The sequence below is a fragment of the Bradyrhizobium sp. USDA 4474 genome, assembly GCF_054057515.1.
On the sequence record NZ_JBSRZJ010000002.1, the window covers coordinates 1,989,090 to 2,013,243 of the forward strand.

The 24,154-nt window shown below is 62.9% G+C and carries 19 protein-coding genes, 1 pseudogene and 1 riboswitch; of the genes and pseudogenes, 10 read left to right on the forward strand and 10 right to left on the reverse strand.

The genetic code is table 11. The annotated features are described in order from the left end of the window. Window positions 1–47 precede the first annotated feature (47 nt). Window positions 48–1,307, reverse strand: coding sequence for a DNA topoisomerase IB (locus ACVW16_RS11185; RefSeq protein WP_456738806.1), 1,260 nt, complete (start codon window positions 1,305–1,307; stop codon window positions 48–50). 102 nt (window positions 1,308–1,409) lie between these two features. Between ACVW16_RS11185 and ACVW16_RS11190 the strand changes: the two genes are divergently transcribed. Continuing rightward, window positions 1,410–2,234: a ribonuclease HII gene (locus ACVW16_RS11190; protein WP_456699286.1), complete on the forward strand. Its 825-nt coding sequence runs from the start codon at window positions 1,410–1,412 to the stop codon at window positions 2,232–2,234. Between the two features lie 28 nt (window positions 2,235–2,262). Here the strand turns inward: ACVW16_RS11190 and ligD are convergent, their stop codons facing one another. Beyond that, a complete protein-coding gene (ligD, locus tag ACVW16_RS11195) occupies window positions 2,263–3,210 on the reverse strand; it encodes a non-homologous end-joining DNA ligase (RefSeq protein WP_456699287.1) in 948 nt (315 codons plus the stop codon). Between the two features lie 11 nt (window positions 3,211–3,221). Then, window positions 3,222–3,575 carry an MOSC domain-containing protein gene (locus ACVW16_RS11200; protein WP_456699288.1) on the reverse strand — a complete coding sequence of 118 codons (354 nt, stop codon included), beginning with the start codon at window positions 3,573–3,575 and terminating at the stop codon, window positions 3,222–3,224. Between the two features lie 3 nt (window positions 3,576–3,578). Between ACVW16_RS11200 and ACVW16_RS11205 the strand changes: the two genes are divergently transcribed. After that, window positions 3,579–3,704, forward strand: coding sequence for a hypothetical protein (locus ACVW16_RS11205; RefSeq protein ID WP_456699289.1), 126 nt, complete (start codon window positions 3,579–3,581; stop codon window positions 3,702–3,704). A gap of 80 nt (window positions 3,705–3,784) precedes the next feature. Here ACVW16_RS11205 and ACVW16_RS11210 read toward each other — a convergent pair whose 3' ends face one another. Continuing rightward, a complete protein-coding gene (locus ACVW16_RS11210; protein ID WP_456736153.1) occupies window positions 3,785–5,464 on the reverse strand; it encodes a PHP domain-containing protein in 1,680 nt (559 codons plus the stop codon). Between the two features lie 1,017 nt (window positions 5,465–6,481). On the opposite strand from ACVW16_RS11210, the gene ACVW16_RS11215 reads away from it, so the two are divergent. The 5 genes and pseudogenes from ACVW16_RS11215 (at window position 6,482) to ACVW16_RS11235 (ending at window position 9,142) form a co-directional block, all read left to right on the forward strand. After that, a complete protein-coding gene (locus ACVW16_RS11215) occupies window positions 6,482–6,748 on the forward strand; it encodes a DUF2934 domain-containing protein (protein WP_456699291.1) in 267 nt (88 codons plus the stop codon). Between the two features lie 210 nt (window positions 6,749–6,958). Continuing rightward, complete coding sequence (locus ACVW16_RS11220; protein ID WP_456699292.1) at window positions 6,959–7,690, forward strand: DUF3750 domain-containing protein; 732 nt, start codon at window positions 6,959–6,961, stop codon at window positions 7,688–7,690. Between the two features lie 54 nt (window positions 7,691–7,744). Then, a pseudogene (locus tag ACVW16_RS11225) lies at window positions 7,745–8,023 on the forward strand (hypothetical protein); the annotation flags it as partial. A gap of 2 nt (window positions 8,024–8,025) precedes the next feature. Continuing rightward, the gene (locus tag ACVW16_RS11230; RefSeq protein WP_456736154.1) at window positions 8,026–8,748 is read left to right on the forward strand and encodes an SOS response-associated peptidase; all 723 of its coding nucleotides are present in this window, start codon (window positions 8,026–8,028) and stop codon (window positions 8,746–8,748) included. Window positions 8,749–8,872: 124 nt separating this feature from the next. Continuing rightward, complete coding sequence (locus ACVW16_RS11235) at window positions 8,873–9,142, forward strand: hypothetical protein (RefSeq protein WP_456736155.1); 270 nt, start codon at window positions 8,873–8,875, stop codon at window positions 9,140–9,142. Window positions 9,143–9,335: 193 nt separating this feature from the next. Here ACVW16_RS11235 and uca read toward each other — a convergent pair whose 3' ends face one another. From uca to ACVW16_RS11265, 6 genes are read right to left on the reverse strand one after another with little or no spacing between them, the layout of a single operon-like run. Beyond that, window positions 9,336–12,878: an urea carboxylase gene (gene uca, locus ACVW16_RS11240; RefSeq protein WP_456736156.1), complete on the reverse strand. Its 3,543-nt coding sequence runs from the start codon at window positions 12,876–12,878 to the stop codon at window positions 9,336–9,338. 3 nt (window positions 12,879–12,881) lie between these two features. After that, window positions 12,882–13,517, reverse strand: coding sequence for an urea amidolyase associated protein UAAP2 (locus ACVW16_RS11245; protein ID WP_456699296.1), 636 nt, complete (start codon window positions 13,515–13,517; stop codon window positions 12,882–12,884). After that, a complete protein-coding gene (locus tag ACVW16_RS11250; RefSeq protein ID WP_456736157.1) occupies window positions 13,514–14,359 on the reverse strand; it encodes an urea amidolyase associated protein UAAP1 in 846 nt (281 codons plus the stop codon). The genes ACVW16_RS11245 and ACVW16_RS11250 overlap by 4 nt, the downstream gene beginning before the upstream one ends. Then, on the reverse strand, window positions 14,356–15,189 hold the full coding sequence (locus ACVW16_RS11255; RefSeq protein WP_456736158.1) for an ABC transporter ATP-binding protein: 834 nt from the start codon (window positions 15,187–15,189) through the stop codon (window positions 14,356–14,358). Before ACVW16_RS11255 ends, ACVW16_RS11250 begins: the two co-directional genes overlap by 4 nt. Beyond that, window positions 15,186–16,004 carry an ABC transporter permease gene (locus ACVW16_RS11260; RefSeq protein WP_456699299.1) on the reverse strand — a complete coding sequence of 273 codons (819 nt, stop codon included), beginning with the start codon at window positions 16,002–16,004 and terminating at the stop codon, window positions 15,186–15,188. The genes ACVW16_RS11255 and ACVW16_RS11260 overlap by 4 nt, the downstream gene beginning before the upstream one ends. A gap of 32 nt (window positions 16,005–16,036) precedes the next feature. Next, window positions 16,037–17,110, reverse strand: a complete 1,074-nt coding sequence (locus ACVW16_RS11265; protein WP_456699300.1) for a putative urea ABC transporter substrate-binding protein — start codon at window positions 17,108–17,110, stop codon at window positions 16,037–16,039. Window positions 17,111–17,188: 78 nt separating this feature from the next. After that, window positions 17,189–17,299: riboswitch (guanidine-I (ykkC/yxkD leader) on the reverse strand. A 949-nt stretch (window positions 17,300–18,248) separates the two neighbouring features. Here ACVW16_RS11265 and ACVW16_RS11270 point away from each other — a divergent pair. From ACVW16_RS11270 to ACVW16_RS11280, 3 genes are all read left to right on the forward strand, one after another. Then, window positions 18,249–22,679: an ATP-binding protein gene (locus tag ACVW16_RS11270; protein ID WP_456739079.1), complete on the forward strand. Its 4,431-nt coding sequence runs from the start codon at window positions 18,249–18,251 to the stop codon at window positions 22,677–22,679. 87 nt (window positions 22,680–22,766) lie between these two features. Further along, window positions 22,767–23,777, forward strand: a complete 1,011-nt coding sequence (locus ACVW16_RS11275) for a putative zinc-binding metallopeptidase (RefSeq protein ID WP_456738807.1) — start codon at window positions 22,767–22,769, stop codon at window positions 23,775–23,777. Window positions 23,778–23,959: 182 nt separating this feature from the next. After that, entirely contained in the window at window positions 23,960–24,148 is a 189-nt protein-coding gene (locus tag ACVW16_RS11280; RefSeq protein WP_456736161.1) for a DUF2735 domain-containing protein, read from the forward strand. Window positions 24,149–24,154 lie beyond the last annotated feature (6 nt).

The following is a 24,154-nucleotide window of genomic DNA, read 5'->3' on the forward strand; positions in this document are numbered from 1 at the left end:
TCGGAAGCATCGAGGAGAAGCCGGGCGTCCGGAAATAGCACACGAGGCTAGGCGCGGCCCTTCAGAGAATCGAGACGCTTGCGGAGAAACGCCAACACCATGATCTCGTCGGAGGTGAGGTTGCCATACTGGCGCTTGAACTTCTGCGCGATCTTGGCTTCAATCATCTTCACGAGGTCACCGGACATATAGGCGTCCAGGACTTCCGGATGCACGTAGCACTTGCGACAGATTGCCGGTGTGTTGCCGAGCTGCTTCGAGACGCTCTCGATCGCAGCTACTACGTTGCGCTTCGCCTCGGCCTGGCTATCGTACCTTTTGAATTCGGCGAGGGCCAACGCTGCCAAAACCGTCCCGGCCCAAGTGCGGAAATCCTTCGCGCTGAAGTCCTCGCCCGTAATGTCCTTGATGTAGGCGTTGACGTCGCCGGAATCGACGGTGCGCGGCTGTCCGTCGTCATCCAGGTATTTAAAGAGTTCGTGTCCCGGTATCTCCGCGCAGCGCTTCACTATCGCGGCTATTCGCTTATCCTCCACTCGGAGCTTCCATTGCTTGCCGGACTTGCCCGTGAAGTCGAACCGAAGCACGCCGCGGCCGACCGCGACGTGCTTGCGGCGCATGGTTGTTAGCCCGTAGGACTTGTTCTTCTCGGCGTACTCGGCGTTGCCGACTCGGATCAATGTCTTCTCCAGAAGACTAACGATTGTGGCCAGCACCTTCTCGCGGGGCAGTCCGTCTCGCTTCATGTCGGCGGCGACCCGCTCCCGCAGAGCGGGCAGCGCGGCAGCGAACTGGATGATGTGCTCGTATTTATTCTGGTCGCGGAGTTCTCGCCACTTCGGATGGTAGCGGTATTGCTTGCGGCCCCGCGCATCGAGCCCGGTCGCCTGGATGTGGCCGTTCGGCGATGGGCAGATCCACACGGATTCGTAGGCCGGCGGGATTCCGATTGATTTGATGCGTCGGATGATCGTGGCATCGGTGATGCGCCTGCCGTCCTTGTCGTAGTAGCTGAAGGTGGTTCCGGTCCGTTTGCGCGTGTACCCAGGCGTGGAGTCGCTGACGTAGCGAAGGCCTTCTTCCGCGATGGTGGCCGCGACCTCGGCGGTGCGATCCAGTATCTGTTCTTCGTTGCTGGTCTGTCGGAGCATCGGCCTATCCCTCGGAAGCACCCTGGGGATCGAGGCTCCGCTCTTTCTCAAAGGATGAAGATACCAGTTGGTTCCGCTCTGAGCTGGGTGGATGCGCCAGAGACTAGGTTGCAGCGCAAATATCCGAGACCTCGGATGAGAGCCGGCCGGTTCCATTCGACAAGACGCTGCGCAGCCGATGAAGCTGGCTTAAGTTCAGACAATCGCCACAAAGTTCATTGACACGCTCCCACACAGTCAGTCTCCACCAAGGCCGCGATGTCCCTATATTCACTTGATGTCTTGCGTCAGCGCTATGTCATCGAGAAAAGACCGCTCGAGGCCAGCGTCGAGCAGATCTTGCGGGCCGACAGCCGCGCGGGAGCCCGGGCCATCCTGGCTGCAATCGATAAACGGCGCTTTGAAAACAGGTCCGAGGGGCAGCGCCTCCGCAAGATGCTTCGCTTCGAGACCTCTCTCTGGGACAGCGGCCATCAAGCCGTGGCAGGTGTGGACGAGGCCGGAATGAGCCCTCTCGCCGGGCCGGTCTCGGCCGGCGCCGTGATCCTGAAACCGGGAACGCGGATACTCGGGATCGACGACTCGAAAAAGCTTGATGCGGCGGCTCGCGAAGAACTCGCGAAGGAGATCAAGGAGAAGGCAGAGAGTTGGTGTGTGACGTTCGTCGAGGTCGAGGAGATCGACGCGATCAACATCTATTGGGCAGGCATCCAGGCCATGCAACGCGCGGTCCGGGGGCTAGGGCTGACGCCGCAGCACTTGCTGATCGATGCGAAGCGGTTGAAGCAACTCGACATCCCTCAGCAGGCGATCATCAAGGGCGATGCCAAGTCCGCCAGCATCGCCGCCGCCTCGATTCTCGCGAAAGTCGAGCGCGACGCCGTCATGCGGTCGCTCGACCTGCGACACCCCGGCTACGGCTTCGCGGATCACAAGGGCTATCCGGTGCCGGCTCATTATGATGCGCTCGCCAGGCTTGGCGCATGCGCTGCTCACCGGCGGTCGTTCGGACCCGTACGCAAGGCTCTCGGGCTGCCGCCCCTGCCGCCGTGGCCTTCGGCAGCCGAGCGCGACGCCGGCTGAACAGGTCGTACGCTTCGTTTTGGCGGCACTATTTTCGCGACCACTTCTTTTCGCGTACGACGTCCTTCGCGTTTTTGTCGGTCCGCAGCCCGAGATAGACCGGCTGGCGCAGCTCGCCCTTGCTGGTCCACTCCGCGAACTTCACCTCCGCGACCAGCGCAGGACGTACCCAGGTCGTCACCTGCTCATCCTTGACCTTGGGAGGAAACGGAGACTTGGCAGTCTTGAGCTTCATGAGTTTGCCGTGAAGCTCTTCGAGAACTTGGTGGCTGAAGCCGGTGCCGACGCGGCCGATGTACCGCCACGCATCGCTTTCGCGTACCGCCAGCACAAGGGCGCCGAAGAAGGGCCGGGTTCGCCTCGGCGCCGTGAAGCCGACGATCACAACCTCCTGCCGCTGAGCGGTCTTCACCTTCAGCCAGTCGGCGGTCCGGCGTCCGGACGCGTACGGGCTGTCGGCGCGCTTGGCCATGATGCCCTCAAGATGTCTCCGCTCGGCCTCTGCGAAGAACTTTGTGCCGCTGCTATTGCGATGGTTGCTGAACGCGATCAGCTTGTGGCGCGGCAGGATGGCTTTAAGCCGCTTCTTGCGCTCGAGGAGCGGCAGTGCCCGCAGATCCTCGCCATCTGCGAACATGAGGTCAAATGCGCAGTAGAGAAGCTTGGCCTCGTGGCGCAGGGCGTTTTGAAGCAACTGGAAATGGGACACGCCGTCCTTGCCGATCGCGACGAGCTCGCCGTCGATGACGGCGTCGACCTTCACCCTCTCAAGTGCTTTCGCGACCTCGACATACGAGTGGCTGATGATTTTCCCGTTGCGGCTATAGAGTGCGACCCGGCCGCTGCGGATTTCCGAGACCATGCGGAAACCATCAAACTTATCCTCGAAAACCCAATTAGGATCGTCGAACGGCGAATCGATCAGCGTGGCCAGCATGGGCTGCAGGCGGCGAGGCAGGGTTGATTTTCGGGCCATGGCCATACTTTCTACAGAGCTGGCAAGGCCCGAAGCGAGGAGGGTGGAAGGCGAACCCGCGCGGCATCACCAGCTGCGACCGTCCCGCCGGTCCGTACCACCCCCAGCACGCCGGATTTGAATGGAGCTCCCCTTTCCGCCGACGAGAGCACCTGCCGCTTAAGGCCGGCTCGGAAGCGGTCGATGAGGACGCAGGGCGTCCGGAGGCCGGTCAGCTCAACGACTGCGGCCGGCCCGAGCTCGATCAGCGTCCCGAGCGGCATCCGTTCGAGGTCCAGGCCGGCGGTGGTGATGTTCTCGCCGAGGTCTCCCGCTGCAACTGAGAAGCCGGCATCCGAGAGGGTCGCAAATAGCTCGGATGGCATCAGGTGAACCTGCCGCAGATTGGGAAGATGCGGCTGACGACGGGCGAGATAGCGGTGCCGGACGAATGCGCCGGCGTGGGCGTCGCCTTCAACACCATGGCCTTCCACAAGCACAATCTGATCCCGTGACGGCTTGCTGAAGTGGTGGCCGCGATCGGATGCCACAGCCACCACTTTTCCCACCAGTGAGACATCCTCCGCTAAGGGCATCAGGCGGCCCGGGCCAGCGAGCGCCGCCTCTGCCGGAGGTAGCGTGTGATCGCCGGCAACGTCATCGCGTTCAGGATCCGATCGGCGGGGACGCCGCCCTTGCGGGCCATCTCGACGCCCCAGTGCATATGATCGAGTTCGGGAATCGAGTGTGCGTCCGGATTGATGCTCAACATGCAGCCGAATTCAAGCGACGCCTGGTGCCAGCGCCAATCCAGATCGAGCCGCCACGGGTGGGCGTTGATCTCGACGACAACGTCATGCTTGGCGCAGGCCCGAAGCACCTTCTCCACGTCGATTTCGTAGCCCGGCCGCCGCTGCAGCTGCCGCCCGGTCATGTGGCCGATGATGGTCGTGTGAGGATTGGAGATGGCCCGAAGCAGGCGCTGCGTCTGCGCCTTGCGGTCCAGCTTGAAACGGCCGTGGATGCTGGCGACCACGAAGTCGAAACGTTCAAGCACTTCGTCCTCATAGTCGAGCGACCCATCCGCCAGAATGTCGGACTCGATGCCTTTCAGGATCCGGAAATCGTTGCCGAAGCGCTTGTTGAGCCGGTCGGCTTCCCGGTGCTGCTGCGCAATCTCCTCCACCGACAGACCTCCGGCATAGTGCGCAGACTTGGAGTGGTCGGCGACCCCGAAATACTCGAACCCGCGCTGGCGGGTCGCTTTCGCCATGGTCTCCAGGGTCTCTGTCCCATCGGAAGCGTCGGTGTGGCAGTGCAGGATTCCGCGCAGGTCCTTGTCAGTGACGAGCTTCGGCAACTTACCCTTCAGAGCCATCTCGACCTCGCCACGGCCCTCCCGGAGCTCGGGGTCGATGAAGGGCAGCCCGAGAGCCTGGTAGATGTCGGCCTCCTCGCCGGCCACCACGGTTCGGCCCTTGTGCAATCCGTCAGCGTCCAAGCGCATGCCCTTCTCGGCCGCCAAGGCTTGGAGCTGTTGAATATGCGCTGAGGAGCCGGTGGTGAAGAGAAGGGCCGCACCGAAGTGCTTGCGGTCGGCCAACCGGACCTGCAGTTCGTCCGGCGATGGTATCGATGCCTTTGCCGCATTGGCAGCCTCCGCGACGATGGCGAGGTCGCCGACGAGCTCGCAGCCTCGACGGAAATCGCCGGCGATCGTCACGCGCTTGAGCTCAGGCCGGGCCTTCCGGATGGATTCCTTCGCGTGCGCGAGAAGGGCGGCGGCTCGGTGGAGGTGAAGGCGGCCTTCACCGCTTTTGGCGATTGCGAGATTCTGCAGGATCTTGGTCTGCAGCGCGGCACCGAGTCCTTTCGCCTTCTTGATGCGATCGTCCTTGGCGGCGACCTCCAATTCCGCGAGCGAGGTGATGCCGAGATCCCGGTAGAGCCGCAGCACCTTCTCGGGCCGCAAACCGGGTACAGCCAACAACTCAAGCACGCCAGAGGGTATTTCCTTCCGAAGCTTTTCCAGGCTCGGATGAGTGCCCGTCCTGTGAAGTTTGGTGATGATGTCGGCTATCGCGTCGCCGACGCCCGGGATTTCCGTGAGTCGGTCTTCGGCGACGAGCACCGCCAGAGGAACGGCAAGGGCCGCCAGGCTGTCGGCAGCTCGAGAGTAGGCCTTCGCGCGGTAAGGATTGCCGCCCCGCAAGGCTGTGCGCTGCGCGTACTCCCGCAGGAGACTTGCCACACCGCGAGCGTCGAGCGAATGCATTCACCGAGCCTCCCGGTCCACGCCTTGCGCCGCCGCGGGAGTAAGGCGACCCAAACGGTTACTTCGCCGGCGATCAAGAGAGCTCTCGAGCTGCTGAGCTGCGCGAAAGTCGTCAAGGTGCTGGATATTGGGCCCGTAGGCAGCTTCCTTCTTGAGGAGATTGTAGATCCGGCCGGCCACTGACTGCAGACGCTTCATCCGGCCCCGCGGCATCGATCGCGCCTTGCAAAGAGCTCGGACGGCGTAGGCTCGGAAGTAGTCGAATGCGTCTGACATGATGTCAGTAAACGCCGCCTCTCGTCGAGAGTTCGAAGACTTACGCAAAGATCGACCGCCCAGGGCTGCACTTCGGAATCCGAAGGCCCCAGTCTCGGGGGAAGACTGAGGCCCATGGGGATCGGTCCCACAAGGGGCGCGTTGTGGCGACCTGTCATTCAACACGAAGGAAAAGCTCCCGTTCCCTCGCCTGTGTCGCCAGGGCGAAGCTCATTACGCCGAACGTAAGTGTACGCGTCTCCGCTCCGAAGGAACCATTTCGGGCGTCGCGGATTAGAAGACCGCAGCATTCATGGTGGTGCCGGCAGTTGCGCGATGCAACTGGCCAGCTTGAAAAGGCCCCGTCGCCAACGCGGGGCTTTTTCTTTGGAATCTTTCTGCGAACCACGCGCTCGGGAGCTGATCCTGCGGTGGCGTGACAGGCCAGAGAACCAATGAGGAAGGGTGTTTCGCGCGAGTGGCCTCTTGCGCGATCAGGAAGTCGGCCAGTTCAGCGAGGCAAAGCTCGCTACCGCGACAATCAAAAAAGCTCCGATCAGAACCAGAACGTAAGTACCCATACGCGAAAAAACGATGTTGGCGTAGGAGTGTTCCGGCCGGCGGCGAGCACTCTCCTAGGCGGGTAAGCGTCCCTTATGTACAAAAGTGAACTCTAAGTGGGGCCTTTGTAGAAGTAAGCCTGCCGGCGAAACAATGGCGCGCCGGTTGAGTCGTCTCATCAAGGGAGGACGGAGCGGCTCAATGGACGAACGCGCGAAGCTGGCGCACCAGATCGAGTTAGCCACAAGGGCGGCCGACTACATTCGTGACGAGGGCACCGCCAGCCGCTTGAGACGGTTTGCCGACGAACTGAGGCAGAAGTTATTCCCGTCCGCACGGGATCGAGAGATCAAGATGCGAGCGCAGGAGCTCTGGGAGCACGCCGGCCGCCCTGTGGGGCGCGACCTGGACTTCTGGCTCCAGGCGGAGCGGGAAATCAAAGGGCGGTCCGACGAGGCATCCGCTTAGAGGACAATGCGCATGGTCGCCATCATCAAACCATAAGCGCGCGACGGATCCTTGTCTCTTGGTAGCCTTACTGGTGCTCTCTGGTTCGGCCATGCCGCCGAAAACATCGTCGTCGACCGCGCCCAAGCGTTGGACACCCTATGGCTATGGTGCCGGCCCGAACTATATATGAGTGTACGTCCCACGGCGCATTCCCCATTGAAGAAGCCCTTGCTGATCTTTCTATTCCTCGTCTTTGCGCCGATTGCAGCATCCGCGGCGCGCTATTTTTGGCTGGGCGACGGCCGGGGGAACTGGCAGACGGCCGACCGCTCGACCGCCGGGCTATTGCCTTCAGCGGCGGCGCGTCCCGAAGCGGTCATCCGGGTCTTCGCCGCACGGACTGTGCGCTGGCGCAGCATCTTCGCCGTCCACACCTGGATCGTTGTGAAGGAAAAGGACGCAACGTCCTACACCCGTTACGACTACACGGCATGGGGTGAGCCGATCCGAACCAACGGCTTTGCGCCAGATGGCCGATGGTTTGGCGCCGTGCCGGAAACGATCGTGGCTGTCGAAGGCGAGCGCGCGGAAGCGCTCATCCCAAAAATCCGCTACGTGATCGAAAACTACAAGTTCCGATCCTACGGCGATTACAGCGCTTGGCCAGGTCCCAACTCAAACACTTTCGTCCAGGCTGCTCTGGATTCGGTACCGGAGCTGCGGGCAGTCTTGCCGCCAACCGCGATCGGCAAGGACTTCCCTTATGATGGTCGTTGGATCGGGATCACGCCATCGGGAACCGGGATTTTCGCCACGCTCGCGGGTTACGTTGGTCTTACCATTGGCTGGGTCGAAGGGGTTGAACTGAACTTCTTCGGCGCCGTGCTCGGCCTCGATCTGCGGCGTCCGGCGCTCAAGCTGCCTGGCCTCGGTCGCTTCGGAGTTGCTGCGGGGCTCTGAGTCGGACCATCAACCTGGCTCACGCCGATCGACGTCGCGCGCCGGCCGCCCGTGAGCTGGAACGAGCGCATGGGGGCAAACGGCGAGCCGATCGATCCCTCGCCGAGCATCGACCAGGCGATCAACGGTGGCTACCCTTGGCTTGAGACCCAGTGCTCGCGCTGCAAGACGCGATGCGATGTGGATCTGGCTGGATTGCCGCACGCCTCCACCGCCTTTGTCCATGACCTGTCTGGAAGGCTCCGCTGCAACGAATGTGCTAAGGCGGGACGCCCTGCCGCGACGTTGCTACAACTCGCTCACCATCCTCGCCCTGCTTCTCGGAAGACGTGACGATGTGCAATCTCTACTCGATCACCACGAACCAAGCCGCCATCAGCGCACTGTTCCGCGTGGTCAACCGCTACGTCGGCAATCTCGCGCCGATGCCCGGCGTGTTTCCCGATTACATGGCGCCGATTGTACGGAACGGTGCCGACGGACGCGAACTCGCGCTCGCGCGCTGGGGCATGCCGTCTTCACAGCAAGCTCTCCTGCAGGCCACCAAGAAGCGGGCCGAGAAGCTGCAAGCCAAAGGCAAGACCGTCGATTTCAAGGAACTGCTCCGAATGGAGCCAGACGGCGGCACGACCAACATCCGCAACGTGAAGAGCAAGCACTGGACGCGATGGCTGGGCGTCGAGAACCGCTGCGTGGTGCCCTTCAACTCGTTCAGCGAGTTCAACAGGGCCGAGGGCGGGGACATCTGGTTTGCGCTCGACGAGAACCGCCCCCTCGCCTGCTTCGCGGGCATCTGGGCCAACTGGACGTCGGTCAGGAAGGTCAAGGAAGGGGAGACCACCAACGACCTCTATGCATTCCTGACGGCGGAGGCGAATGCCGAAGTCTTCGCCATCCACCCCAAGGCGATGCCGGTGATACTGACCACGCCCGAAGAGGTCGAAATCTGGATGACGGCTCCTGCCGACGAAGCATTGAAGCTGCAACGGCCACTTCCGGACGGCACACTGCAGATCGTCGCGCGCGGCGTGAAGGAAGACGCGAAGCCGACGACTTAATCCACAGGGTGCCGCGGAACACGTGGACAAGCCTCAGCCCTGCCGTTTGTGAATCCCTGCCCCGTGCTAACCGCCCGGAACGAGCAGGAAGGCGGAAGGATTCGTCCGGTAGGAGACGCTCTCAATGCTGATGACCAGGAAACGAAGACCTGCAATCCGGACGCGGCGGGGTTGGGCCATCTCGGTGCTGCAGGACGCTGGTGCTATTCGCGAATGCGAGGAGCACGGCTGGATGCAGGACCGTGCCGACCCGCACGCGCGCGACCGTGCAATCGACATTGCGAGCCACAATCCTCCGGCGGGGCTCTCGCCCGACGATGCGGTGGCCGAAATCCGCGACGTGCTCGCTTCCATTGGCGATACCTGCCCAGAGTGTCCGTCCCTCGATTGGTGAAGGCCCCTTTCGTCGCAGCCGGTGACGCCGTAAGCAATCGGGAACATGGCTAACGTCCGACCACGGACCCCAACTAACCCAAGTCATCGATACGGGAGGCGCGGTCTGCTCCCATCGCATGGGGGGCCGAATCACAGGCGCGAACAGACCGTGGTGACCGAGGCCGCATCAATCGATGGGCGGCCTCGATGTCTTACGCCGGCCGGATCAACGCCACGACGTCGCCCGCGCGTAGCGTCTGGCCGGGCTTCACCGGCACCGACGCAATGCGGCCTGCCGCGGGCGAGAGCACCGAGATTTCCATTTTCATGGACTCGATGATCGCGATCACGTCGCCGGCCGCGACAGCGGCGTCCTCCTCGACCAGGACCTTCCAGATGTTGCCTGGCACTTCGGAGAACGCGCCGATCTGGCCATCGGGGATCCCCGCCGCGCCAGCGCTCAGATCGATCGACTCCAACGCTGTCTCGTCGAGCTTCATCTCGCGCCAGCGCTGACGCTCGGCGTCGAATGCGGCCTGCTGGGTCACCTTGAACGCGGCCATCGAGGGCTGCATCGCAGCCAACTGCGTCGCGTAGTCGGCGTAGGAGAACTCGCCCTGCTCGATCCTGATGTCGTATTGGCCGTGCGGGAACGCGGCACGGGCGTCCAGCAGCTCGTCTGCATCGACCGGGAAGAAACGGACCTTGTCGAAGAACCGCAGCAGCCAGGGATGGCCCGGCTCGAACACCCGCGTGGTGCGCCAGGTGTTCCAGACTTGGATGGTGCGGCCGAACAGCTGATAGCCACCGGGCCCTTCCATGCCGTAGATGCACATGTAGGCGCCGCCGATTCCGACCGCATTCTCCGGCGTCCAGGTCCGTGCCGGATTGTATTTCGTGGTCACGAGGCGATGCCGCGGATCGAGCGGGGTCGCCACCGGCGCGCCGAGATAGACGTCGCCAAGGCCGAGCACGAAGTAATCGGCATCGAACACGATGCGGCGAACGTCGTCCTCGCTGCGGAGCCCGTTGATGCGCCGGATGAACTCGACATTCGACGGGCACCACGGCGCATCCGCACGCACGAGCTCCTGATATTTGCGCATCGCAAGCTCGGCTTGCGGATCGCGCCAGGACAACGGCAGATGCACGGTGCGGCTCGGCACCCGCATAGTATCGACCGGCGGCAGTTCGCGCTCGATCTTCCGCAGCACGTCGAGCAGCTTGCCCCGCGACAGCGCCGTTCCGTCATAATGGATCTGGAGCGAGCGGATGCCGGGCGTCAGATCGATCAGGCCGCCGAGTTGGGCTTCCTCGAGCGCCTGCGCCAGCACATGCACACGCAGCCGCAGCGCGATGTCGAGCTCCATCGGACCGTATTCGACCAACAGATTGTCGTCGCCGGCGCGGCGGTAGACTACCGGGATCGGGCCGTCCTCGTTGCGGCCGATGATGGCCGAACCGAGCTCGGGCGCCTTCAGAACCGTCGGTCCTGCGATCGGATCGTCGCGCTTGACCGGCACGAAGCGGACGGTGTCGCCGGGCCGGAGCTGGCCGACCTTCCAGAGCTCATCGCGCGCGACGACCGCCGGACAGACGAAGCCGCCGAGGCTTGGTCCGTCCGGTCCGAGGATGATCGGCATGTCGCCGGTGAAGTCGATCGAGCCGACCGCGTAGGCGTTGTCGTGGATGTTCGACGGATGCAATCCAGCCTCGCCGCCGTCGTTCCGTGCCCACCGCGGCTTCGGCCCGATCAGCCGCACGCCGGTGCGGGCGCTGTTGAAATGCACCTCATAGCTCGACGCGAACAGCGTTGCGATGTCGTCGTCGAGGAAGAAATCCGGCGCGCCATGCGGGCCGTAGACCACGCCGATCTGCCACGCCGATGTCAGCTGCGGCCGTTCACTGTCCTGAGCTCGCCGCGGCGCTGCAAGGCCTGATGACTCGGCACCGATATGCAGCACATCCCCGGCCTTCAGCGAACCCGTCGCATGGCCGCCGAAGGCGCCGAGCGCAAACACGGCGCGCGAGCCGAGGATCTCGGGCACATCGATGCCACCACGCACCGAAAGATAGCTGCGCTGGCCCGGACCCTTGATGCCGCCGATCGCGAGCGTCTGCCCCGCGCGCACCGCAACCGGCTCGTCATAGGCCACTTCGGCGCCATCCAGCGATGCCTTCATCCGCGCGCCCGACAGCGCGACGATCGCATCGGTGTTGAAACGCAGGGTCGGCCCATTGACCGTCAGCTCCAGCGCTGTCGTCGTTTCCGGATTGCCGACCACGCGATTGGCGAGGCGGAACGACCGTTCGTCCATCGGGCCGCTCGGCGGCACGCCGACATGCCAGAGATGCAGGCGGCCCGGCAATTCCTGCACCCCGCTCTGCGCACCGGGTGCAACGACATCGATGGTGTGCGGCCGATACACGAAGGCGCCGAGCACGCTGGTCGCGACCTGCCCGCTGCGGAACACGTCGGACGCGGCGATCGCACGCAGATAATCGAGGTTGGTCTCGATGCCGGCGACGACCGTGTCATCGAGCGCGTGCGTCAGCTTGGCGATCGCGGCATCCCGCGTCTCCGCCGATACGATGATCTTGGCCAGCATCGGATCATAGAACGGCGACACCTCGGTGCCGGTCTCGATCCAGCCGTCGATCCGCGCATCGCCCGAGAAGGCGACCGTCGTCAAGCGGCCCGCGCTCGGGCGGAAGCCGGCGCCCGGATTCTCGGCGTAGAGCCGCACCTCGATTGCCGCGCCCTTCGGCGTGACCGCGCCGGCCTGGGCCAGTACGTCCTCGCCCGCGGCTTGGCGGATCATCCATTCGACCAGGTCGACGCCCGTGACCTGCTCGGTGACGGGATGCTCGACCTGAAGCCGGGTGTTGACCTCGAGAAAGTAGAAGTCTTCGCGCTCGACGTCGTAGATGAACTCGACCGTGCCGGCGGATTCGTAACTTACGGCCTTGCCGAGCGACACGGCCGCGGCATGCAGCCGACGCCTGATGTCGGCGGAAAGGCCCGGCGCGGGGGTCTCCTCGAAGACCTTCTGATTGCGCCGCTGCAGCGAGCAATCCCGCTCGCCGAGCGCGACCACATCGCCCTTGCCGTTGCCGAAGATCTGCACCTCGATATGGCGCGCCCGGGCCACGAAGCGTTCGAGATAGACCCGGGCGTCTCCGAAGCTCGCCCGGGCCGTGCGCTGCACGGATTCAAACCGCTCGCGCAGCGCCGCCATGTCGCGGCAGAGCTGCATGCCGATGCCGCCGCCACCCGCGGTGCTCTTCAGCATCACCGGAAAGCCGATACGCTCGGCCTCGCGCACCGCCTCATCGATGGACTCCAGCAGACCGGAGCCCGGCAACAGCGGCACGCCGCTGGTTTCGGCGATCTCGCGCGCCCTGTGCTTGAGACCGAAGGCATCAAGATGCTCGGGCCGAGGCCCGATGAAGGTGATGCCGTGCTCGGACAGCCGCTCGGCAAAGCGGCGGTTCTCCGACAGGAAGCCGTAGCCGGGGTGAACCGCCTGCACGCCGGTGGCAAGGCACGCCGCCATGATCGCATCGACGTTGAGGTAGCTCTCGGCCGCCGGTGCCGGGCCGATCCGCACGGCCTCGTCGGCCTCGCGCACCGGCCGGGTGAAGCGGTCGGCATCGGAATAGACCGCGACCGAGCGGATGCCCATGTGACGCAATGTTCTGCCGATCCGCCCGGCAATCTCGCCGCGGTTGGCAATCAGGACCTTGCCGAACATGCCTCACGCCTCCGGCTCGAAGATCGTGACCTGCACCGGCGTCGGGAAGAAACCGTTGCAGGGATTATTGATCTGCGGACAGTTCGAGATCAGGCACAGCACATCCATCTCGGCGACCAGCTCGACCGCGTCACCGGGCTTGGAGACGCCGTCGACGACGGTGAAATTGCCGGCGGCATCGATCGGTACGTTCATGAAGAAGTTCAAGTTCGGCACGATGTCGCGCTTCGACATGCCGTATTTCGCGGCTTCGATCACAAAGTTTTCGCGGCAGGCGTGCTGGTAGCGAGTCTGGTGCCCGAACCGCACCGTGTTGCTCTCGCAGGAACAGGCGCCCGCCGAGGTGTCGTGCAGGCCGCAACTGTCGGCCGTGACGCGCAGCATCACGCGGCCTTCATTGGACATGATCCTGGTGCCGAGCCCGACGTAGGCCGAGCCCTGCGCGCGGAGCGTATCCTGACCGCTGTAGCGCTCACCGAAGTCATCGGCGCGATAGAACAGCGTATCCACCGCCTGCTGGCCATGGCTATCGGTGATGCGCAGGGTTTGGCCTTTGCGGATGATCGCCGACCATGGCTTGCGCGCGGGAATTTCGACATCGAGAATGATGCGGCCGGTCGGAACCGATTGCGTGGTCATCGCACGTCTCCTCCGGTGGTCTCGCCGAAATACATCGCATTGTTCTCGTAGGCGCGGATCGCCTCGGCCGTCGCGGTGCGGCACAGATCGTCGGCAGCCGGCGCACGGGTGCGATAGCGCACGATCTCCACACTCGCCTGCGGAAGGGTCGTGGCCGGATCGAGCGGATGCGGGCAATTCGACAGCGCGATCAGCAGATCCATTTCCGCGCGCAGCTCGACGAAGTCGCCCCTCTCGCGCCGCGCCTCGCACCAGACGAACTTGCCACCGGCGTCGATCGCGACCGGCGCAAAGAAGCTGACGCAAGGATGCACGTCACGACGATCGAGCCCGAGTTTCATCGCTGCCAGGATGAAGTTGTCGCGCGTGTTGCGGAAATTCCCGTCGCCGTATTTCGCCTGGTTGGTCGCGGCAGTCGAACCGCCGACCACCGCATCATGCGCTGCACTAGTGTCCTCCGTGATGGCGAGCAGCGCCCGCCCCATGTCCGACAGCAGAACCCGTCCCTTCTGCAGGCGAGCCGCCCACTGCACCTTGATCGTATCGGCGTGATTCAGCCGCTCGGTGGTGTCGGCAGCATTCCAGGCGAGCAGGCTGACGGTCGATGTCCCCTGTGTGTTGACGATGCGCAGCGTATCGCCGCGGTTCAACCGCGCGGTCCAGTACCAGCCGGCCGGAATCACCTCGCGGTGGATGATGGCGTCGGCCGCGATCGGCCCGGCATCGCGCGCGGTCGACGCCGGCAGGGCCCGCGGCGCGTGATCCTGCCCGGCCGATTTCAGCTCGTTGTAGCGTCGGGTATGCGCTTCGATCTCGGCCTTCTGTTCCGCTGTGAGGATCATGGTTGCTCCTTCAAGACGAGAGCGCCGGGCCGTCCCGGCTGATGCTCCTTGTCTGACCGGGTCGTCCCGGCCGGAGCTGGTTGAACCGACGACCGCAGCTCGGCGCTGCGGCGCGGGAAGATCTCCAGGTCGCGCGACACCGTGGCGCCGTAGCGCTCTCGCTCCTCGGGACGGTTGCGCGACCGCTCCAGCGCGATCACGCGCGTCGCGAGCCCGAAGGCCTCACTGAGATCATGCGTCACCATCACGATGGTCAGATGGCTCTCGTTCCACAGCCGCTTCATCAACAGATGGATGTCGGCGCGGATGCCCGGGTCGAGCGCGCCGAACGGCTCGTCGAGTAGCAGGATCTTTGGCTCGCCCATGATCGCCTGCGCCAGTGCGAGGCGCTGCTGCATGCCGCCGGACAACGAAGACGGATACCTGGTTTCCTGGCCGGCGAGCCCGACTTCGGCCAAAAGCTTCATCGCGTCGTCCATGGCGGCGCGCCGCGCGCCGCCGAACAGCCGGGCCGTGAACTTGGCATCGCGCATCTCGCGTCCGAGCATGACGTTCTGCAGCACCGTCAAATGCGGAAACACGGAGTAGCGCTGGAACACCACGCCGCGGTCGGCGTCCGGTTCGGCAGGCAACAGCTTGCCGTCGACCAGGATCCGACCGCGGCTCGGCTGCTCCTCGCCGAGCAGCATGCGGAGCAGCGTGGTCTTGCCGCAACCGGACGGTCCGACCAGCGCGAGGAACGCGCGCGGCTCGACCTCCATCGTGATGCGCTCCAGCACGATGTGATCGCCATATTCCTTCCAGACGTCGTCGAACCGGATCGCGCTCATTCCGCCCTCACCGAGGCAAACCAGGGAAACGCCTTGCGTTGCAGGATACGCAGGCCGACATCGATCAGGAACGCCAGCAGCGTGATCCAGACGACGTAGGGGATGATCACATCCATCGCGAGATAGCGGCGCACCAGGAAAATCCGGTAGCCGAGCCCGGAATCGGAGGCGATCGCCTCGGCCGCGATCAGGAATAGCCAGGCCGGGCCGAGTTGCAGGCGCAGCACGTCGATCAGCCGCGGCAGGGTCTGCGGCATCGCGACGCGCAGCGCGATCTGCCACGTCGAGGCGCCGAGCGTCTGTGCCTTGACTATCTGCTCGCGCGGCAACTCCTGCACCTTCATGGCGAGATCGCGGATCATACAGGGCAATGTACCGATCACGATCAGCGCAATCTTGGAGTTCTCGCCTAACCCCATCACGATGAACAGGATCGGCAACAGCGCCAGCGGCGGCACCATCGATGTTACCGACACGAACGGCCCGAGCAACGCGTTGGCGCCCGGCAACAGCCCGATCAAGATGCCGAGCACCAGCGCCGCCACCGTCGAGATCGCCAGCGCCGAGCCCAGCCGCCCGAGGCTGGCGACGGTGTCGGAGGCCATCAGATAGCTGCCGGTGCGCGGGTCGACCTCGAACGCCATCTGCTTGACCGCCTGAACCATGCTCGGCAGTGCCGGCAGCAGCTTGTCGTTCGGGTTTTGCGCGAGGCGCGCGCTGGAGCCGGCGAAATAGGCGATTGCGACCAACAGGAACGGCAGCGCGAGCAGATAGAATCGCGTCTGCCGTCCCGGCCTTATGTTCACAAGTCGCATCGTCAGCTCCTGTTTGCGGTGGCACTACATGATCAGAGCTTGCCTTTGGCGGCTTCGTCCATGTAGGTCGGGTCGAAGCGCAGCTTGACGTTCGCCTTGTCGCCCAGCACCGACTTGTCGGCGAGCTCGATGCCGACGGCGTCAGCCGACTTCGCGCCTTTGCCGAGCAGGTCCTTCTCGAACAGGAACTTGCGGACACGATCCATCGTCACGCCGATGGTCTTGCTGCGCGTGAACGCTTCGGCATCGGTCGCCTTGTCGAACAGTTTGGTGGTCGAGAGCTGGCTGTCGAAGCCGGCGAGGTCGGTGCCAGAAGCCCTCGCCATCGCTTCCTTGGCGGCCTTGGCGGCGGGATCGTTCGCCGTCATCTTGGACAGCGTCTCGTACCAGATGCCGACCAGCGCCTTGGCGAAATCCGGATTGTCCTTGGCAACCGCGGTGTTCACCACCATCAGGTCCATGATCTCGCCGGGGATCTGCGAGGAATCGAACACCTTCTTCGCGTCGGGCGAGCCGAGGATCTCAGTCACGATGGGATTCCAGGTCACGACCGCATTGACGTCGGGCGTCTTGTATGCGGCTGCGATATCTGCATCCGAGGTATTGACCACCTTGACGTCCTTCTCGCTCAGCTTGCTGCTCTCGAGCGCGCGCGCCAGCAGATAATGCGACACCGAGAATTCGACCAGGTTGACGGTTTGGCCCTTGATCGCGGCGAGGTCGGAATTGTTCTTCAGGATCACGGCATCATTGCCGTTGGAGAAGTCGCCCATCACGACCGCGGTGGTGTCGACACCGCCGGCCGCCGGAATCGACAGCGCGTCCATGTTGGTGATGGTGACGGCGTCATAGCCGCCGGCGGTGTACTGGTTGATCGATTCGACGTAGTCGTTGAACTGCTTGACCTCGATCGTGATGCCGTATTTGTCAGCCCACTTCCTGACGATGCCGGTGTCGGCCGCATAGCCCCACGGCATCCAACCGACATAGATCGACCAGGCGACCTTGAAGCTTTTCTTCGGCGCGGCGTCGGCCGCAGGCACCGCCGCGAGCACGATCGCGCAGCCGGCGACAACAGAGCGAAGGAAGAAAGAGAACTTGTTCATTGCCGATCCCTTTTGCGAAATTTCACAAAAAGGGACTGGCGAAAAGACCATCGCTCCGCCAATCCCTTGGCTAACGAGGTCTCCCGGGCTTTTATCCCGCCGTGCACCTGCGGGGATGTCTCCCCCGCAAGCGGCTGCTCTCGGACCAGCATCTTGCCTGGCAAGATCGGAACCCTAGCGGCCAACTCGGCGCCGTCAATGCACGAGCCGTGCCACGACACCAGCGTTTGAATCTCATGAGATTTTTCGACCCGCGTGGCCCGGCGGCGAGGCCGGTCTGCTTAAAAACTACGCAAGCCTGCTCAGAATTGGCTCTGTCCTTTTGCCATCGACGCAAACAGGATCGCGTCATGGCTCACGCGGAGGGGGTAAGTTCGATGCGCAAGCTACTGAGCGTTTTGTTCGCGGGCCTCTGGCGCGGACTGCACGGCCGGTTTGGTCTGGTTCCAACGCCGGACGTGAAGGACCCGAGCCCCTAGTGCGAGATCGTGCCGGCTCCGCGCTTGCCGGTCAGCCGACAGTCCCGAGCCTCCGCATGATGAAGCGTTCCGGGACCCCGACAAGGCCGCCCGAGCGGTGAAGGAGGGCTTCGCTCTCATCCGCAAACCGTATGCGCCGGAAACGCTGGTCCAGGCGATGAATGAGGTTGTGGGAGCGGCTCGGCTTGACAGGAAAGCGGGCTGAGACCCAGCGAGGTACATATTTGCTCCATCATCGGCCCAGACGTTGTCCGTAGACGTCGGTAGCTAAGAGACCGAATGCGCTCCCGCCTGCGCAAGGTGGGGCACAATGGCGCGGCATCCCCGCCGCCACTTCTTCACTGACATCGGCCGCCTTCTTGCACGCGATTGCGGAACCGATCCCGACGTGTCGGGTTTCCTCCTGGCTTGTTTGTAGGGAGAATTTGTCTTCGTCAGTTCGGCCATCCAGTCATCTAAAACAGGCGACCCAGCGCCCTCGTCACGTCCGCCGCTGTTTACGATGGTCCACCGGGATTGGTTCTCCCAGTCACATCTGAGGCTGCTGACAGCCGGTCGACTTTCAGTCTCCTTGGGGGTCTATGTCCGAAATCGATTCCGCCGAGAGCTCTCATAGAGTGCGCGATCTCGAACTCTCATTTCTGGCTGGGGGTGGCGAAATGGGGACGCTCATCCGCGCCCACGACTGGAAGTCCACTCCGCTTGGTCCGCCGGAGCACTGGCCGCAGAGCCTGAAGACTGCTGTCCGCATCATGCTGACGTCACGACAACCGATCTGGATCGGTTGGGGACCTGATCTGATCTATCTTTATAACGATCCGTACCAATCGATAATCGGCGGCAAGCACCCCTGGGCGCTCGGACGGCCGACCGCGCAGGTGTGGAGTGAAATCTGGTCCGACATCGGCCCGATGCTGGCGACAGCGATGGGTGGTGTCGAAGGGACTTACGTCGAAGAGCAACTCCTCATCATGGAGCGCAACGGCTACCGCGAAGAGACGTACTACACATTCTCGTACAGTCCCATTCCGGACGATCAAGGCGCGCCCGGCGGGATCATCTGCGCCAACACGGATGACACCAATAGGGTGATCGGCGAACGCCAGCTTGCACTACTGCGCGAACTCGCTGCCAAAACGTTGCACGCCCGCTCATGGCAACAGGCCTGCCAACGCAGCATCGGAGCGCTGGCGACCAATTCCCGCGATCTCACCTTTGCCGTCATCTACATGGCCGATCCGGAGACCGGAAATCTAAAGCTGTGCGCATCGACGTTCGAAAACTCGGTGGGCAAGGCACCTGAGGCACTTCGATTGAGCGTCCAGCTGATTTGGCCGCTCGTCGGCTCCGAGCCGTTGCTGATCGACCTGGAAGGGGTGACGAGCGAGGCGCCCGGCGGAGCTTGGGATCAGCCGAGTGCAAAAGCCGCAGTCCTTGCTATCCCGCCATCGGGGGAAACGGGGCGTTCGGGTGTACTCTTGGTTGGGCTAAACCCTTTTCGTCTCTTTGATGCGGAATATAGCGGTTTCCTCGGCCTTGTGGCGGGGCAGGTCGCGGCAGCGGTCGCGAACGCAGACGCCTACGAGGAGGAGCGTCGCCGCGCCGAGGCCCTCGCGGAACTGGACCGCGCCAAGACCGCCTTCTTCTCTAACGTCAGTCACGAGTTTCGTACGCCGTTGACGCTGATGCTGGGGCCGCTCGAGGAGATCCTCGGCAGCCGTCGCGGCGGTCCCGAGCTTCTGGAGCAGGTCGAACTTGCCCATCGCAACGGTGTGCGCCTGCTGCGCCTCGTCAACAGTCTGCTCGACTTTTCACGCATCGAAGCCGGACGCGTGCAAGCGGTTTTCGAGCCCACGGATTTGGCCGCAGCGTCAGCCGAAATTGCCTCCAGCTTCCGATCGGCGATCGAGCGAGCCGGGCTCAAACTTCGGATCGAATGCGCGCCACTTGCCCGACCGGTCTACGTGGATCGGGAAATGTGGGAGAAGGTGCTGCTGAACCTCCTCTCCAACGCCTTCAAGTTCACGCTTGAAGGTCAGATCACCGTGTCCGTGGCGCCTTCCGAGGACGAGAGGACTGCACGGATTTCTGTAGCCGACACCGGGATCGGGATCCCGGCTGCGGAAGTCCCACGCCTGTTCGAACGCTTTCATAGAGTTGCGGGCGCACGTGGCCGCAGCTTCGAGGGAAGCGGCATTGGCTTGGCCCTAGTCAATGAGCTGATCAGCTTACACGGCGGGCGCATCGCGGTGGAAAGCGCTCCGGAAAAGGGCACGACCTTCACGATCGATCTCCCGTTCGGCCGTCGTCACCTGCCGGCCGACCAGGTAAGGGAGACAGGCCAGCCTATCACCTCCACGCCGGGAGGCCGCGCCCAGGAGTACGTCGAGGAAGCCCTCAGGTGGCTGCCCGATGTGAGCCCTCAACTTGAAGCGGTTGGCGAACTCAGTACGCCGGGCCTCGGGGCGCTCGCCCCCAGAGACCCTGTGCGGGCCGGCGCCGGAAAGCGCGTGCTGTTGGTGGACGACAATGCCGACATGCGCGCGTACGTGCTTCGGCTGCTCGAGGCCCAAGGGTACGCGGTAGATCAGGCCGGGGACGGTGAAATGGCACTCTCCCTCGCGCGCAAGCTACGGCCCGACCTCATCTTGTCGGACGTCATGATGCCCAAGCTCGATGGTTTCGGCCTGCTCCGTGCCATCCGAGCAGAACCGGCTCTGGAGGACGTGCCGGTCATCATGCTTTCCGCGCGCGCCGGCGAAGAGGCCAAGGTGGAAGGCCTGGAGTCGGGCGCCGACGATTACCTCATCAAACCCTTCGCAGCGCGCGAGCTTTTAGCCCGGGTCAACGCCAACATCCAGTTGGCTGACGTCCGACGGGAGGCAAACCGGAGGGTTTTCCTTTCCGAGCAGAAGTTTCACATCTCGGAGGACCGTCTCTCGCTTGCCTTATCCACCGGGCGAGTTGCGGTGTTCGAGTGGGACCTGGCGCGTGAACGCGTGACCATGATTGGACCTTTGGCCGAAGCATACGGCGTGCCGGCCGAAATCGCCGCGCGAGGCGTGCCGCGAGATTCTCTCCGCCAGGCCGTCGATCCGGCGGATCTTGCCCAGATCGACAGCGCCCTTCAGCGGGCTATCGAGCACGATGAAGCCTACGAGGTCGAATTCCGGCTTCTATCCGATGGCGAGCCACGCAATCTCGTCGCGCGTGGCAGTCCCCGCACCGCTCCCAATGGTGATCGCAGTGTTGCCGGCGTGCTGATTGACATCACGGAGGAGCGCCGGGCCCGAAACTCGGCGGAGGAGCAGACCCGCGCGCTGCAGATCCTCAACCGCGCGGCGGATGCCATATCAGGCAATCTCGATTTGGAGCGGCTGGTCCAGGTCGTCGTCGACGCCTGCGTCGAGGTCACTGGCGCTCAGTTCGGAGCGTTCTTCTACAACGTCGTGAATGAGGCGGGCGAGAGTTACACGCTCTACACCCTTTCGGGGGCACCGCGGGAGGCGTTCGAGAAATTTCCTATGCCGCGAAACACGCCGGTGTTCGCGCCTACCTTCGAGGGGACGGGCGTCGTTCGGTCCGACAATATTCGCAAGGATGCCCGCTACGGCACGATGGAGCCACACCGTGGCCAACCAAAGGGACACTTACCGGTGGTCAGCTACCTGGCTGTTCCCGTCAAATCTCGATCCGGCAAGGTGCTCGGCGGTCTCTTCTTTGGCCACGAGCACGAAGGTGTGTTCGACGCGATCTCAGAACAGAGGGTTGTCGCACTTGCAGCGCAAGCCGCGGTCGCGATGGACAATGCCAGTCTCTTCCAGGCTTTGGAAACGGAACTCGCCCAGCGACGAACGGCCGAAGCGGAACTACAGATCCTGAACACCAACCTGGAGCAACGAGTTGCCCAAGAGGTAAACCAAAGGATTCGAGCCGAAGAGGCTCTGCGCCAGGCCCAGAAGATGGAGGCCGTCGGTCAGCTAACGGGCGGCGTCGCTCATGACTTCAACAATCTGTTGACCGTCATCATCGGCGGCCTCGACACTATCCGCCGGGCAAAGCCCGCGGACGAGGCGCGCATTCGCCGCGCCTTGGACATGGCGCAGCAGGGCGCGCAGCGCGCGGCCAGTCTGACCACTCGCCTGCTCGCGTTCTCGCGACGCCAGGCGCTGGAGCCAAAGCCTCTGGACCTCAACCATCTCGTCCGCGATATGACGAACCTTCTGCATCGGACACTGGGCGAACAGATCGAACTTGAGGGAGTGCTGGCGCCGCGACTTTGGACGATCGAAGCAGATCAGAACCAACTCGAAAGCGCGATCTTGAACCTGGCGGTGAATGCGCGGGACGCCATGCCAGACGGTGGCAAGCTGACGATAGAGACTGCTAATACCGCGCTCGACGAGAGCTACGTGGCTGTCGACGCGGAAGTGATACCCGGTCAGTACGTGATGGTCAGCGTGACGGATATGGGCACCGGCATGTCGAAGGAGACGCTGGGGCGTGCCTTCGAGCCCTTCTTCACCACCAAGGAAGTCGGGCGCGGGACCGGTCTGGGCCTATCGATGGTCTATGGCTTCGTGAAGCAATCTGGTGGCCACGTCACGATCTACAGCGAAGAAGGACATGGCACGACCGTGAAGCTGTATTTCCCTCGCGTGCGAGGTGACGCCCGGGCGGTCGAGGACACAGCAGAAAGTACCATACCGACCGCTACCGAGGGCGACGTCGTTTTGGTCGTGGAGGACAACATCGACGTCCGTGCCTATAGCACGATGGTGCTGAAAGAACTGGGTTACGAGGTCATCGAGGCTGCAGACGCCGACGCTGCACTTGTGATACTCCGCACCGGGCGGCGTATCGATCTGCTCTTCACAGATGTGGTCTTACCGGGACCCAGTGGCAAGGTATTGGCCGAAGCCGCGGCGAAGCTTCGCCCAGGCCTCAGAATCCTTTTCACGACCGGCTATTCCCGCAATGCAATCGTTCACCACGGCCGCCTCGACGCCGGCGTTCAACTCATCTCGAAGCCATTCACCTTTGAGCAACTCGCTGTGAGGGTGCGAGACGTGCTTGACCAGCGCCGATAAGCAGTGAGAGGACGATAGCTAGGCATTGACGTCCATGGAAACCCTTCCGGAGATTTCCGCGGTCGCCTCAATCGGAGCCCGAGCCTCATGAGGGATTTCGACTGCCCATACTGCCGAACGCAATTGGCCTTCGAGCAAATTGAATGCATCGAATGTCGGAAGCCAGCTGTCTTCGATCCGGACAAGATGGCGATGGTAAGATTAGAAGACACGGGATCATGCTCCAACCGGCAGATCATCGGGTGCAACTGGTGCACCGTTGGGGACGCAACCTACTGTGAGGCGTGCTCCCTAACTCACGTCATTCCTGACATCGCCGATTTGCGCAACGTGCGACTCTGGAGACGTGTCGAAGAAGCGAAACGACGTCTCCTCTATGACCTGCTGCGGCTCCGCCTTCCCCTTTCCTCGAGGCTAGGAATGCAAGTGGGTTTTGACATCTTATCTGACGAGCATGGCCCCGTGCTGACGGGACATCGAGCGGGCCTCATTACTCTCAACCTGGCAGAAGCCGATGACGTTGAGCGAGAGAGCAGACGTGTTTCCATGCGCGAATCCTACCGAACTTTGCTCGGTCATTTTCGACATGAGATCGGACACTTTTACTGGCACGTCCTTATCGATGAACCACGGCTTCACGCACCATTTCGATTGGTTTTCGGTGATGAAACACATGATTATAACGACGCATTAGCCGCTTATTATGCGCGGCAAGATCGCTCGCATGACCCGGCAAGTCACATTAGTCTTTATGCGACGTCGCACCCGTGGGAAGACTGGGCCGAAACCTTTGCTCACTTTCTGCACATTGTGGCGACACTCGACTCCCTGGCAGGGCTTCCGTTGTCTCTCGAGACGCGTGCACGGGAGACCTTGAGAGACCCGTACCTCGAAAGCGATTTCGACGCCTTGCTGGATCTCTGGAATCCGCTTGCGCGCTCGATCAACATTCTCAATCAGTCATTGGGTCTAGCAGAAGCATACCCGTTCAATATCTTCCCCGCCGTCAAGGGAAAGCTGCATTTGGTGCACATGGCACTCGTAGCCTTCAGGGGATCGGTCAAAGGGCCCGATTTGGTCCTTGGTCAAAATCATTAGAGCCTTTAGAGCAGCCACGAGGTGTCAAGAGGACGGCGGCTTTCCAGTAGTGCATTGGGCCCCTCGCCTTGTCAGGCACGACATAACAAGAGATTGGCTCGAAAAAACAAGTTGGCTCATCGCGCGAGGCTTACATGCCGTTTGAACAACTTTTGCCGATCCACAGAATTGAGAGAAGTTGCATGAGCGCAAATGGCGATCAGGGATCTGCCAAGATCTATCAATTCCCCGCTGGCGGCCGCACGGCTCTCGGACGCTATCGGGTAGCCGAACCGGCGGTGGCCGCTCCAAGAACGAGAGAAGTTGTGGGCAGCAGCGGCTGGTACCACGAGGAAGCCATCCGCGCATCCCGGTCCAAGAGCGAGCCCTAAGCACTG